The organism is Paenibacillus hemerocallicola, assembly GCF_006265175.1.
Lineage (GTDB): Bacteria > Bacillota > Bacilli > Paenibacillales > NBRC-103111 > Paenibacillus_AB > Paenibacillus_AB hemerocallicola.
Window position 1 is genome coordinate 23,211 of record NZ_VDCQ01000017.1, and the last position, 14,098, is coordinate 37,308.

General features: G+C 55.3%; 10 protein-coding genes and 1 pseudogene. 6 read left to right on the plus strand and 5 right to left on the minus strand.

Annotation, left to right across the window (positions count from 1 at the left end):
• Positions 1 to 67 precede the first annotated feature (67 nt).
• Together FE784_RS14170 and FE784_RS14175 are read left to right on the plus strand one after the other, a co-directional pair.
• A complete protein-coding gene (locus tag FE784_RS14170; RefSeq protein ID WP_139602947.1) occupies positions 68 to 1,027 on the plus strand; it encodes an ATP-binding protein in 960 nt (319 codons plus the stop codon).
• Between the two features lie 4 nt (positions 1,028 to 1,031).
• Complete coding sequence (locus FE784_RS14175; RefSeq protein WP_246132023.1) at positions 1,032 to 1,904, plus strand: tetratricopeptide repeat protein; 873 nt, start codon at positions 1,032 to 1,034, stop codon at positions 1,902 to 1,904.
• Here the strand turns inward: FE784_RS14175 and FE784_RS14180 are convergent.
• The 3 genes and pseudogenes from FE784_RS14180 to FE784_RS14190 all read right to left on the minus strand — a co-directional run.
• Entirely contained in the window at positions 1,894 to 3,732 is a 1,839-nt protein-coding gene (locus FE784_RS14180) for an ABC transporter ATP-binding protein (protein WP_246132025.1), read from the minus strand. The two genes, FE784_RS14175 and FE784_RS14180, sit on opposite strands and share 11 nt — an antisense overlap.
• Positions 3,733 to 3,775: 43 nt before the next feature.
• Complete coding sequence (locus FE784_RS14185; protein WP_139602862.1) at positions 3,776 to 5,524, minus strand: ABC transporter ATP-binding protein; 1,749 nt, start codon at positions 5,522 to 5,524, stop codon at positions 3,776 to 3,778.
• A gap of 169 nt (positions 5,525 to 5,693) precedes the next feature.
• Positions 5,694 to 5,958 (minus strand): annotated as a pseudogene (locus FE784_RS14190) (ABC transporter substrate-binding protein); the annotation flags it as partial.
• A 439-nt stretch (positions 5,959 to 6,397) separates the two neighbouring features.
• Here FE784_RS14190 and FE784_RS14195 point away from each other — a divergent pair.
• On the plus strand, positions 6,398 to 7,678 hold the full coding sequence (locus tag FE784_RS14195; RefSeq protein ID WP_139602863.1) for a sialidase family protein: 1,281 nt from the start codon (positions 6,398 to 6,400) through the stop codon (positions 7,676 to 7,678).
• 25 nt (positions 7,679 to 7,703) lie between these two features.
• Here the strand turns inward: FE784_RS14195 and FE784_RS14200 are convergent, their stop codons facing one another.
• Together FE784_RS14200 and FE784_RS14205 are read right to left on the minus strand one after the other, a co-directional pair.
• Positions 7,704 to 8,690: an alcohol dehydrogenase catalytic domain-containing protein gene (locus FE784_RS14200; protein WP_139602864.1), complete on the minus strand. Its 987-nt coding sequence runs from the start codon at positions 8,688 to 8,690 to the stop codon at positions 7,704 to 7,706.
• 40 nt (positions 8,691 to 8,730) lie between these two features.
• Positions 8,731 to 9,696, minus strand: a complete 966-nt coding sequence (locus tag FE784_RS14205) for a zinc-dependent alcohol dehydrogenase (protein WP_246132026.1) — start codon at positions 9,694 to 9,696, stop codon at positions 8,731 to 8,733.
• Between the two features lie 223 nt (positions 9,697 to 9,919).
• Between FE784_RS14205 and FE784_RS14210 the strand changes: the two genes are divergently transcribed.
• From FE784_RS14210 to FE784_RS14220, 3 genes are all read left to right on the plus strand, one after another.
• Positions 9,920 to 10,807: an AraC family transcriptional regulator gene (locus tag FE784_RS14210; RefSeq protein ID WP_139602866.1), complete on the plus strand. Its 888-nt coding sequence runs from the start codon at positions 9,920 to 9,922 to the stop codon at positions 10,805 to 10,807.
• Between the two features lie 236 nt (positions 10,808 to 11,043).
• Positions 11,044 to 12,705 carry a hypothetical protein gene (locus FE784_RS14215; protein WP_139602867.1) on the plus strand — a complete coding sequence of 554 codons (1,662 nt, stop codon included), beginning with the start codon at positions 11,044 to 11,046 and terminating at the stop codon, positions 12,703 to 12,705.
• 27 nt (positions 12,706 to 12,732) lie between these two features.
• Positions 12,733 to 14,070 carry an ABC transporter substrate-binding protein gene (locus FE784_RS14220; RefSeq protein ID WP_139602868.1) on the plus strand — a complete coding sequence of 446 codons (1,338 nt, stop codon included), beginning with the start codon at positions 12,733 to 12,735 and terminating at the stop codon, positions 14,068 to 14,070.
• Positions 14,071 to 14,098 lie beyond the last annotated feature (28 nt).

Here is a 14,098-nt window from a genome sequence, read left to right on the forward strand (position 1 = left end):
TCATGAAGAGAAGCGGGCAGCGTGTCCATTTATGACAGGCAAGGTATAGGCAAAGGAGACGATAATGATGACGGATCATCGCGACGATTTATCGGAGCACCGCCGCAAAAAGCTGAAGCTGCTGCGGTTCGACGAGAATGAAAATAAGCTGGTGGAAACCGAAAAGCCGCAAGAAACATTCGAGGACGTCGGCGGATTGGACGAGGTCAAGAAAAAAATCCGCATGAACTTCATCTTTCCGCTGAAGCAGCCCGAGCTGTTTGCCGCCTATGGCAAAGAGGCCGGCGGGAGCCTGCTGCTCTATGGACCTCCCGGCTGCGGCAAAACGTTTTTGGCCCGCGCGGTCGCAGGCGAAATCGACGCTCACTTCATGCATATCGAGCTCCAGGCGATCTTGTCGATGTACGTCGGGCAAAGCGAGCACAACCTGCACGATTTTTTCGAGAAGGCAAGGAACAACAAGCCTTGCGTCATTTTCATAGACGAGCTGGATGCTTTGGGCGGCAACCGTCACCAGATGAGACAGCACCACGACCGAATGCTTGTCAACCAGCTGCTGCTGGAGCTGGACGGCCTTCAGGCTTCCAACGGCAACGTGTTCGTCATCGGGGCTACCAATACGCCTTGGTATTTGGACCCGGCACTGCGCAGACCGGGAAGATTCAACCATCTCGTATTCGTTCCGCCTCCGGAGGAGCCCGAGCGCGAGACGATCCTTAAGCTGAAGCTGGCGGGCAAGCCGGTCGGACAAATAGACTTGGCCAAAATAGCCAGAGAGACGAAGCATTTTTCCGGCGCGGATCTGCAGCAGGTCGTGAAGGACGCAGTCGAGTGCGCATTGGAGCGGTCGATGGAGAGCGGATCGATCGAGCCGATCACCCGGGACGACATGAGCCGGGCGTGCAATGGAAGAAAACCGACTACGCTGGAATGGTTCGCCACGGCCAAAAATTATGCCACCTTCAGCGATGTCAATCAAGACTACAAGCATGTGCTGGACTATATGAAGGCGAATGGGATGAAATAAGGCGATGATGGAGACGACAGCTTACACGACCCGCTTTCGCAAAGCGTATCAATTGATGGAGTGGAAGCGGCACGCGGAGGCGTTAAAGGAGGCCGGAGAGCTTATCCGGGAAAATCCCGACGATGCCGATGTTTACGCGCTGGCGAGCGACATTCATCTGAAGATGGATCAGCACGACAAAGCGCTGCATTGGAGCGGAGAAGCGCTGAAGCGCGATCCCGAGAACCGGGTCGCCTGGTTCGTCCGGGTATCCGTCTATTACGAGACGGACAATGACAAGCCGCTGGAGGAAGCGCTGCGGGAAGCGTTGCGAATCGATCCTTATGAATCGCATTATTCGTTCCTGAAGGCCAATCTTTGCAACAAAAAGGGCCGTTTCGCGGAAGCGAAGGCCCACATTGAAACGGCGCTGGAGCTGCAGCCGGAGAACGCGCTCTATTTGGCCGTGCTTGGTTATATCGAAGCGCTGCTGAAGCATTATGACGCCTCCAGGATATTCGAGCAAGAGGCGCTCCGCCTTGACTCGGAATCTCCTCACGTATTTTTGTATCTCGCCTGGGCCGCGGGCCGCAGAGACGAATACGAAGCCCAGACGAACTTTTTGAAAAACGCGATCCGGCTCGACCCCGTCAATGGACAGATCCGTACCGAGTATCTCGAAGCGCTGCAAAAAAACTATAAGCTTTACCGCTTCTTTCTATACCCCGCCAAGCTGCTCAAACGGTGGAAGCCCTGGCAGCTGCTGCTCGCATGGATCGTCGCGTGGATCGTGTTCAAGACGCTCGTGCTCGTCTTTATCGGGTTGTACATTTTGTCGCACTGGATGACGAAGCTGCTCGTGCATGTCAAAGTATTCGGCTGGACGTTCAGGAAGTAGCGCCCTCGATATTTTTGAACTGGTTGTGGAACATCCGGAAATACGTTCCTTTCTGGGCGATCAGCGCTTCGTGGCTTCCCTTCTCGACGATTTCGCCGCGGTCGACGACCATGATCGTATCGGCGTCTCGGATCGTGTTCAGCCTGTGCGCGATAATGAAGCTCGTGCGTCCCTTCATAAGCTGAAGCAGCGCATCCTGGATATGCAGCTCCGTCCGGGTGTCGATGCTGCTGGTCGCCTCGTCGAGAATCAATATGGAAGGATCGGCGAGAATGACGCGCGCGATCGCCAGCAGCTGCCGCTGCCCTTGACTCAGGTTGCCGCCGTTTTCCGTCAACTGCGTATCGTACTTGCCCGGCAGGCGCTGAATGAAGGCGTCGGCGTTCGCCATAGCCGCTGCTTTGCGCATTTCCCCGTCGGTCGCGTCCGGCTTGCCGTACTTGATATTGTCCCTGATCGTACCGGAGAACAAATAAGTATCCTGCAGCACGATGCCGAAGCATCGCCTCAAGCTGTCCCGCGTATACTCTCGGATGTCCCGGCCGTCCAAATAGATCGTTCCGTCGGTAACGTCGTAAAACCGGGTGACGAGATTGACCACGGTCGTCTTGCCCGCGCCCGTCGGACCGACAAGCGCCGTCGAGCTTCCTTGCGGCGATTCGAACCCGACCTCCTTCAGGATAGGGACATCCGGACGGTACCCGAAGCTTACCCGGTCGAAGACGACATGGCCCTTCGGATTTTTCAGCACGATCGCGTTCGGCGGATCCTCCGGCTCCTCCTTTTCCTCCAGCACCTCGAATGCCCGCTCCGCTCCGGCCACGCCGGACTGCAGCACGTTGTATATGTTCGCGAGCTCGTTGAGCGGCCGGACGAACTGGCGGGAGTAGCTGATGAAGCTGGCGATCACCCCGACCGTAATGTTTCCTTTGACCGCCAATATACCGCCGACGATCGCTACCGCCGCGAAGCCGATATTGCTGATGACGCTGAGCAGAGGCATCATGAACCCGGACCATATTTGCGCCTTCAGGCCGACCTCGTACAGTCTGGCATTGACGGCATCGAACTCCTCGATCGACTTTTCCTCGCGGTTGAACGCCTTGACGACCTGGATGCCGGATATCGTCTCTTCGATATGACCGTTCAGTTGGCCGAGCTGCGCCTGCTGTTCCTTGAACATGACGCTCGTCTTCTTCGTAATCGTCCGCGCGAGAACGTAAACGAGCGGCACCGTGATCAAACTCGCCAAAGTCAATATCGGACTTAAGACGAGCATCATCACAAGCGATCCGACGATTGCGATAATCCCGGACATCAATTGCACGGTCGATTGCGAGATCGTCGTGCTGACGTTGTCGATGTCGTTCGACATCCGGCTCATCACTTCGCCGTGAGGACGGGCATCGAAAAACGAGATCGGCAGCTTCTGCAGCTTCTCGAACATCGTGCTGCGCAAGCTCATGACGACCCGCTGCGAAACGCCGGCCATCAGCCATCCTTGCACAAACGTAAGGACGCCGTCCGATACGTAGGCCGCCGTCAGCGCGAACAGCGTCACCTCCAGCAGACGGAAATCGACTTTGCCGCCCGAAGCCGTCAGGGCGTCTATGGCGACCCCGATCAAGTAAGGCCCGGTCAGCATAATAGCCGCATCGATCAGCAGAAAGGCGAAAATGAGCGCAAGCATTTTCCTTTCCTTGCCCAAATAGCGCCACAGCTTGCCCATCGTTTTGCGAAAGTTTTTCGGTTTCGCTACCGGCCCTCTGCCGCGCGCCCCGAAGCCTCCCGCTCCCGGATGCCTTCCGGGGCCTCCCGGACCGATCATCGGCGGAATATCGGTTCCGCCGCCCTGCGTTCCGCTATTTTGCTCATTCGGCTTTGGCATCCGCCTGCAACTCCTTTCCGATCTGCGACTGATAAATTTCCCGGTATACGCCGCAGCTGTGCATAAGCGTATCGTGAGTGCCTATACCGACAATTTCCCCTTGATCGAGCACGACAATCTTGTCCGCATCCATCACGGACGTGATGCGCTGGGCGATAAGCAGGCATGTAAGCCCTTTGGCGTACGTCTTCAACGATTGCTTGATCCTCGCTTCGGTCGCGACATCCACCGCGCTCGTGCAGTCGTCGAGTATCAAAATGTCCGGCTTGCGGATGAGCGCTCTCGCGATCGACAGGCGCTGCTTCTGCCCTCCGGACAAGTTCACCCCGCGCTGGCCGAGGCGCGTCTCGTACTGTTCCGGGTAAGTGGAGATGAACTCGTGCGCTTCCGCCAGCTTCGCCGCTTCCTCGACCTCTTGCTGAGTGGCGTCGTCTTTGCCCCAGCGGATATTGTCGGCGATAGCTCCCGTGAACAGGACGGTTTTTTGCGGAACGACGGCTATGCTCTCCCTTAGCCGCTGCGGATCGACGTTCTTCACGTCCTCCCCATTCACCTTGACGGCGCCCGAATCGGCATCGTAAAACCGCGGTATGAGGCTGACCAGGCTGCTCTTCCCGGAGCCGGTGGAGCCGATAATGCCGATGGTTTCTCCCGGCAGACAGCTGAACGTAATCCGCTTGATCGCGGGTTCTCCCCCGGGACCCTCGTAGGAAAAGGAAACGTTTTCGAAATCGACCCGGCCCTTCTTGCCGAAAGTCGGCTTCGGCGCCTCGTCGCTCCACGTCATGGCGTTCGTCTCCGAGAACACTTCCCCGATCCGCACCGAGGACGCCTTCGCTCTCACGAACATATTGAACACCATCGAGATCGTCATGAGCGACATCAAAATTTGCGTCATGTAATTGATGAAGGCGATGATGCTGCCGAGCTGCATCTGGCCGTTGTCGACGCGAATGCCGCCCATCCAGATGACCGCGATTATGCCGAAGTTCACCGTAAGCATAATCGCCGGATTGAAGACGGACATGGCGCGCATGACCGTAACCGAGCGGTCGCGGTATTCCGCATTCGCCAGGTTGAATTTGTCGGTCTCGTAATCGAACCGGTTGAACGCCTTCACGACCCGGACTCCCGACAAATATTCGCGGATAACCCCGTTTACCCGGTCAAGCGCTTTCTGGACGAACATAAATCGCGGAAAGCCTATCTTCATGTTGAGCACGACCAGCAGGGCGACGAGGGGCACGACGATGGCCAGCACGACGGACAGATGAATATCCAGCCGCGCGGCCATAATCAAACTCCCGATGCACAGCAGCGGCGCTTTGACGAAAATGCGCATCAGTCCGTTGACGAAGTTTTGCACCTGGGTGACGTCATTCGTCAGCCGCGTCACCAAGGAAGCCCTTTCATACTTGTCGATGTTGACGAAGGACAGCGTCTGAATTTTGCGAAACAGATCGCTCCGCAGCTCCGTCCCGAATTTCTGCGATACGCGGCTCGAAATAATATTGCGCGTCGAAGCGCCCAGCGCGCCTACCGCCGTAATGAGCAGCATCAGTCCTCCCATGCTCAGCACATAATCCATGCGATTCTCGGCGATGCCGACATCGATGATTTTGGCCATGATGGTCGGCTGCATCAGGTCGCAAGCCGCTTCGACCGTCAAGAACGCTACCGCCACGCAAAACAGCTTCCAATGCTTCCGGACGTAAGGAAGTAAAAAGTGCATCCCGTTCTCTCCTTCGTTTATGGCGATACCGTTATTATACATCCGGAAGCGGAAAAACTGAATTTTCCGTTTACGGGAATATCGGGAGCGTACGGCCGGACATAAAGCCCCCATACCCCGGATTAACGGCAAAAGGCCGCCTCCGTTTTTACCCGGCTGCGGCCTTCCCTTATTTTACGCTTTTCTCGATTTCCTTGATCATTTCGGAGACGGAGATCAGTCCGCCGCCCGACAAATACCAGTAGTTTTGATCGAGGTACACGATGTTGCCGTCCTTGAACGCCTTCGTTTTCTTGACCAGCTCGTTCTCGATCGTTTTCTTTGCAGCCGACGGCGGCTCCCCGGTCGACTACGAACAAGTAGTCGGGGTTTTTCTCGGCGATATATTCGAACGTTACGCTTTGTCCGTGTGTCGTCACCTGGATTTTCGGATCGCGACCGGCTTCGATTGTCTCTCCGCAGCGTTGCTTTGGCGTTCCCTTTCAGAGCGAAGCCGAAGATCGGGTACCGATGGTCCGAAATTTCCATGCTGCCCCCGCTGTTCAGCTTCAGCTCCTCCGTTCCGACATATTGCAAAGTCATTCCCCGATAGCGATCGAAGGGTATCACGGCTGTTCACGTCCTTGCCCGAATAATAGGAATGACTCAAATTTTATATGATAATCATTCTCAATGTCAAACTTGGAAATCGCAGCAAGCTACGACTTTCGTTACAAAGACCGCTTTGCGTGCACTTTTCCCGTCGATTCGCCCCAAAAGAGTATAATGCTCGTTGACAAGGGTTTACGGTTCGACTAACATAAACTCAATGAATAAGTTAATTGACCGTAACGCACGAGTCTGTACGGAAGGATGAGGAAGGGAGCTTGTCGAATGTATCCCAAGCACACAATCCGGGAGCTGGCACCGGACTATATGAAAGTATATGAATCGCCCGACCCCGAGCATATTTATGCTTACAGTCCCGGGATCGCCGTGCTGCCGGGCGGTCGAATTATCGCTACGCTCGATTTGAGCGGACCGGGTATAGACGGTTTGCCGGGACCGAAGCGCGTTATCGAATGGGGGCGGCTTTGGTTCGGCAAAGTGTTCGCCTCCGATGACGGGGGACGGACGTGGAACCATAAGACCGATTTTCCGTTTATGCACGCGAGACCTTTCGTCGCCGGCAATCGTTTGTACGTAATCGGCCATTGCAACGATTTGTTCATTATGAGGTCCGACGATGGCGGAGAGAGCTGGGGAGAACCGTTTCCGCTGACCGACGGGCAAGTGTGGCATCAAGCCCCCTGCAATGTTCATTATGCCAAAGGAAACGTATACCTGGTCATGGAACGGATTACGCATCCAGGGGTAAAGGAGCTGCGTACGCATAAGATGGCGCCCGTTCTGATGAGGGGAAACGTGTCGGAGGATTTGACCCGAAGGGAATCGTGGACGTTCGCCTCCGAATTGACGATGCGGGAGGCGTTGTCCGACAAGGAATGCGATCTGTTCGGCGTTCCTTTTTTTCCGGAGAAGCAGCCGGACGGTCCGCCCCCGTCAACGCCCAAGCAAAAGGAGATGTATCCCCGGGGCTGGCTGGAGACGAACGTCGTGCAAATCGTCGACGATCGCCACTATTTATTCGACCCGAACGGACTCACCTTCCATCTATGGATGCGAGCGTCGACCGGAGGCACCGGCTTTGCCGCGATTGCCAAAGCGGTCGAGCAGGAAGACGGCAGCATCCTTACGATGCTCGAGCAGGTTCCGTCGGGCAAAACGCTGCTGTACGTGCCCTGTCCGGGCGGACAGATGAAGTTTCATATATTGTACGACGAAGCGACGGCCTTGTACTGGCTGCTCAGCAGTCAAGCTACGGACAGCATGACGCGCGCCGACAAACTCCCGCCGGAACGAAGCGGAAATCCGAACAACGAGCGCCAGCGTCTGCAGCTGCATTTCTCGACCAATTGCGTCGATTGGTGCTTCGCCGGTCTCGTCGCCAAGTCCGTCAAGCCGAACCAGGCGCGCCATTATGCCAGTATGGCCATTTCCGGCGAGGATTTGCTCATTTTGAGCCGGTCCGGCGACGAACGGGCGAATAACCCGCATGACGGGAATATCATTACGTTCCATCGAATCGAACGTTTCCGCGAGCTCGTGTATTAAGCGGGAGCCTCGACCGGAGTCTCGCTTACCGCCACTCCAGCACGACGCCCAGGCAGCCGGATTTGTTGTCGCGTATAAAACTCCACGCTTCGGCGGCCTCTTCGGCCCGGAATCGATGGGTAATCAACGGAGACGTATGGAGCCATCCTTCCGATATGGCCGCTATCGTCGCATCCATGCGCGGTCCCGACCATCCGGAAGGAGTGTGCAGCGTTATTTCCTGCCCTCGGAGCTTCTGAATGTCGATCGTGCCGGTATCGCCGAGAAAACCGGCCGACACGAAATGGCTGTCCCGCTGCATGAAGGGCTGTATCGTGCGAAAAGCGGCCATGTCGCCGACCGAATCGATCACTATCGCCACTTTGCCGAACGTTTCCAGGAACGCCGCCAGCTCCGTCCGGCGAGTATGGATACCTCGAATCGACTCCGGCAGCAAGCTTAACCTGCCGTCGTGTCGGCCCAGGACCGCAACGTCCGCCCCTCTGTGCAGCAGCGTTTGCGCCGCCCATTGTCCGACAAGGCCGTCGCCGACAACGACCGCCCGATCCCCCGCTTCCACTGCCGGCCGGATTCCGCAATTGTAGCCCACTTGCGCGAGCACAAGCCCGCAATAATCGAGCGGGGAGGCGCCCTCGGGCAGCTTCCAGATTTGATGAGCCGGCGTGACCGACGGATTGACGTGGCCGCCGTGCGGCTCGAACATCCCCGATACTTTGCCGAGCGCCGCGAAGACGCGCTCCCCGACTTCAATCCCGCGAACGGCCGAGCCGACATGCCTGACGATGCCTACCTTCTGGTAGCCGGCAACGATCGGGAACGGCCAACGGTCCCCTTCCTTGTAAGGCACCTCGCCGCCTATCCGTTCGGCGCGCAAATAGGATGATTCCGTGCCGATGCTGATCCACGAATACTCGACATCGACGACGACATCGTTCTCTCCCGGCTCCGGAACTTGAATCTCCCTGTATTCGACCTGCTCCTTGTCCGTAAACACTACTGCGTGAGCTTTCATCGCATCCTCCGAATCGATCGGGACGAGGACGGCAAGCCGTCTACTCTCCCGGAATGAAGCAAATTTTGATCGCCTCTTGCTTCTTCAGCAATTGTACGCCTTGGCTGTACTCGGCCAGCGGCAGCACGCGGCTGATAAGCGGCTCGAAATCGAGCTTTCCGGCGATGACCATATCCAGGGCATACTCCGCCGCTTCCCGGAAGTGGCCGGGATATCCGATAACGCTTAACCCTTGATGACGAAGCGTATAATCGTCGCGTTGGACGGCGAACAGCGCTACCGCCTTGTTCGTGCGGTCCATAATATTGCGCACCGCCTGCGGGTATCCGACGCAATCGATCGCGATATCGAGCGCTCCCGGCTTGCCCCGGCTCGCGATTTCCCCGGAATCCGGCTCGCAGCAGAAGGAGGCTCCGAGCTTCAGCGCCAACTCCCTGCGCTGCGGGTTCGGATCGAGACCGATTACTTCCCGGGCGCCTTCGGCAAGCAGCATCTGCACCGCGATCAGACCGGCCGGCCCCAGACCGTTTACGCCGCAGCGCTGCCCGCGAATCCCTTCGGACTGCTTCAGCTTCATGACGCTTGCGGCGACGCACATGCCGAGCTCGAGCGAAACCGCCTTGCGGAACGGCAGCTCCTCGGGAATCGGCAGCAGATGCTCTTCCTTCATGACCACGTACTGGGCATAGCAGCCCGGTCTATGATGCCCGGCATCCCGCCAGGCGGCTACTTTCTGCCCCGCCTTCAGCGTGCAGTCCGGCCCCGCTTTCTCCACGATTCCCGCCATTTCGTGTCCGGGCTGGCCCGGGGAATAAGGGAACGGAACGGCTTGCTCGTGCGCGAACATCGGCTTGCCGTAATAAATGTGCAAATCCCATTGGGGGCATGTCGCTACTTCCGCGACCCGGACCAGCGCTTCGCCGGGCCCCGGCTCCGGGATCGGGGCGTCGATCAGTTCGGTATGCTCGGCGCGGATAATTTGCAATGTTTTCATCGTTTTGTTCATACTCACTCTAGTCACCGCCGTTTTGGATTGTTATTCCAGCGTTCCATCTAATCATAATGAATGACGACGGCACGGTCTTTAGAGAATCTATTCCAATAGTCATTCGTCCGATGGCCGGGAATCCGTTCGGCTTCGCAACGTTCTCCCGGAACGTTTGCACATTATTGACATATCGGGCGCCACCCTATACCGTAAGATGTAAATAGGAACGGAGGGAACCGGGATGAATCAACCGCTCGTGTACCGGAGCGACAACTATTTTCGAGCCGGAGAACTGTTCAGCATTATCCGTTTTCACGAACCGAGTAAAGAACACCGCAAGTACCACTCCCATGATTTTGTCGAGATTTGTTATGTGGCGAGCGGCAACGGATATCACATACTGGACGGCGAGGTGCACCGCGTCACCCGGGGGAATCTGTTCATTATCAATTACGATGTCTCCCACGCCTTCTACCGCGAGGACAACGCAAGTCTCATCATCTACAACATTTTGTTCAAGCCCGGATTTGTAGACGAATCTTTGATCGATTTCAACGATTTCAACAGCTTGTCGTTATCGTATTTGTTCAACGGCCTACTGGAGAAGCCGTTCCATCCGAACCTGGCGCTATCTTTCGACGAGATACAAGAGTTCGAATCTTTGATCGAAAAAATATATGCCGAATACAACGAACGACGGTCCGGTTACATCTCGATCGTTCGTGCCTATGTAATCGAGCTCATTATTCATATGATGCGCTGCTTCGACCGGTACCCCGACAACCGGGAGATGAGCAGAAGACTGGATGTCATCTACGCGGCGATGGATTATTTGCGGGAAAATTATACCAGCTCATTCAGCTTGGGGAGCCTTGCGTCCAAATCGTTTTTCAGCAAAAACTACTTTTGCAGGCTCTTCAAAGAAACGGCGGGTATGACGGTTACGGAGTACGTGCAGAAGCTTCGGATCGAGGAAGCGTGCAAAATGATGGAGAACCCCAATAAGTACATCACGGAAATTTCCATGGAAACCGGGTTCGCCGACTATAAATCTTTCTACACAGCGTTTACGAAGCGGGTCGGCATGACACCGAGCGAATACCGGAAACGAATGGAAGAAACTACTTAACGCAGTCCGTCCCCGATCCTACGGTTCGGGGGCTTTCGTTTTTCAGGATAATATTCACCATTTATGCGAGAACATACGCCATTTATATTCGAAGCCACCGCATGTATCTTAATGTTAGATACGAACGAGGAGGGGATGCCATCATCCGAGCCGGAACGGCCCGATATAGAAAACGTACCTCTATGTGGCTGCCCAATGCCTTGAAAGCGCTGTCTATTATAAGGAGGGATTGTCCGATGGAGAAAGAGAATCATGACCGCAAGATGAGCAGGAGAGCCGTACTTACCTTTGGTGCTGCAGGTGCCGCTGCGGTTACGGGAAGTTTGCTCGGCAGGGACGTTTCGTTCGGATACGGCGTGACGGACAATGTCTACGGCAGCGAAGCGGATATGCGGCGGATTGCGGAAGAAGTCGTGCAGGAATATGACCAGCAAGCATCCGAGGAGCTGGAACTGCACGGAGTGAATGCCGCGAAGCTGGGAGTGAAAGGAGACGGCACGGACGAAACCGCCGCATTGCGATCCGCTATCCAATATGCGGCCGACCGCCATTTGACACTGCTCATTCCGAGATGGATGACCGTAAGCGTTGATACGATCACGATTGCAGGCAAACAAAATTTCGGCATTCGATGCGAAGGCTGGATACGAAGATTGGACAGTTCCCCCACGATCGGCTCCTTATTGAAGCTGGATTCATGTGCCGGTGTGTACATGCCCGAAATCCGTTTCGACGGAAACGGCTTGAATAACGGATGTATCGAGAATGTCGCTTATACCGTCAATCAGGAACAGAAGCATTGCCTCGTCCTGCTGAACTGTCAGGACGTCTCGATCGATCGGTTCCATTGTGCGAACCCTTGCGGGGACGGCATCTATATTTCGGGTGGCTCCAAAAATTTGAAGCTGAATACGGTCACGGGAACAGCGGATGCGCAAATCGGCCGAAACCTCGTGTCGATCATTAACGCCCAAAATATATGGATAGACTATTTGTACAGCGACAACATCGGTCATTACGATATGCCGGGAGGGTTCGATATCGAGCCTAACGCTTCTACCGAAACGGTACGCAACGTTTTCGTAAATTGTATGAACATTACGAGCGGCGGCACGAACCCCTGCTCTGTGTTGGGCACGAACAACGCCTTGGTAGAAAACGTGTTTCTCGGCAAGGTCAATCTCGTTCGCACGAACGTCGTTCAGCCTCCATCCGAGATTACAAGCGTCTACATATCCGCCTCCAACGTCCATATCGGTCAATTGAGCGTCATCAATAAAACGGCTCATAACATTTCGTTCCTTACCTTGAGCAAACAAGGACTGACGCCCAGAGGGATAACGATTCACGAGGCTTACGGCGAAGGCTGTTACCGCGGCATTCAAGTCGGCTTCGGCTCGAATGCGGTCGAAGATGTTCATATTCGGGCGACCCTCAGAAATTGCAAGCACGACGGAATCTTTATGGGAACCGCGAAAAATGTGAAGCTGGACATTGATATCGACAGCGTCGGAGCCGAGCGTTTCATGCTGAACAAGCCCGCGGGCGGCGGAGTATGCGACAATATTTACATTACCGGCAACTTCTCAAAGCGGGGCACGGGGCTCAAAGCGATGATCATCGGCGACGTTCCCGCGAATGTGGTGAATTGGACACTCGAAAACGTCGATTTTACGGGATGGGGCAACAACCAGCGCTTGTACGGAGGAGGCTTCCAAGGCTCCGTCCGCAAAATCAATTGCCGGAATTTGACTCACTTGACGGCACTGCCGGCTTTCGAGCAATTTAAGCAGGGCGACCTGATTTGGAATGACGGGGCCGATCCCGATGTTTCATACTGGAGAAGGCTGACGAACGGAACGGGAAATGCGCTGAATACAGATTGGAAAGCGTATTGATATTACGATTGCGATGGAGGATCGCCTATGTCAAAGAAAAGCATAATCGCCGCAATACTGGCACTATCGTCTTTAATCGGCTGCAGCAGTGGAGGAAGCGGCAGCGCCGGAACGGGACAAGACACGGACGGCAAGGCTGACGTCAAGCCGCAGACCGACGAACCGGTCGAACTGATCTTCCATTCCAACAACGGAGGAAACGTGGAGCAGTTCGACAGCAAATACGGGAACGATCTGCGGAAGAAGTTTCCGAATTATACGATCAAATATATCCCCGACGCCAAAGGCACCACGCTCCCCGACTTGATAGCCACGAACCAGCGGGTCGATATTTTGTACAATGTGCTCGATGCCGCCTTGCAGCCTTTGATCGAATACAATTTGCAGTATGACATGACCGATCTTGCCAAGAAGCACCAGGTCGACTTGTCGGTATTCGAGCCTGCGGTCATCAATGCGATCCGTAATTCGAGCGGCGGCAAGCTTTATATGCTCCCGACGGAAAATCAGGTTCTCGTGTTGTTTTACAACAAAGGCATTTTCGACAAGTTCGGCGTTCCTTATCCGAAAGACGGGATGACCTGGGACGAGGCGAATGAAGTGGCCAAGAAATTGACGCGCAGAGAAGGAGACAAGCAATATTTGGGCATCTTTAACGCCTCCCCCGCCATCATGTTCAAGACGAACCAGTTGTCCGAGCCTTATCTCGATCCGAAGACGGGCAAATCGACGTTCGAGCGGGAATCGTGGAAGAAGCTCATTCAGACGCTCTTCCTCGATCCGGCGAAAAGTCAAGGTTATGCCGAGCGGATTGCCGAGTTGAAGCGGATGCCCAACCGGCTGGACTTTACGAATACGCAGGAGATCGCCATGTTTGCGTTCCAGTACGGATTTCCGCTGGCAGTGCCGAAAGATTTGGAGAAAATCGACTGGGACCTGGTATCGCTGCCGACGTTCAAGGAACAGCCCGGCATCGGTTCGCAATCCGCCTCGGTCAGCGTCGGCATCACCTCGATCGCCAAAAACAAAGATGCGGCCATGGAAGTCATCAAATATTTGACGTCGGCGGAATACCAGATGGAAATATCGAAGAAAGGCGTCATGTCCGCCCGGACTGACGAAGCGATCAAGAATGCGTTCGCCCAGGACAGCCCGAACAAGGGAAAGAACTGGAAAGCGGTATACTACAACAAAATCGCTCCCATCTCGTATAAATCCCCTTACGAGACGAAGGTCGAGAACTTGTACGGCGCGGCCGTTATGGACATCGTGACGGGCAAGACGGACTTGAATACCGCTCTGCGCGAGACGGCGGAGAAGGCCGACAAAGCCGTTGCCGACGAGAAGCAGAGCAAGAATAAGTAGGGCGGAACAGCAGGTAAAGTCAATAGCG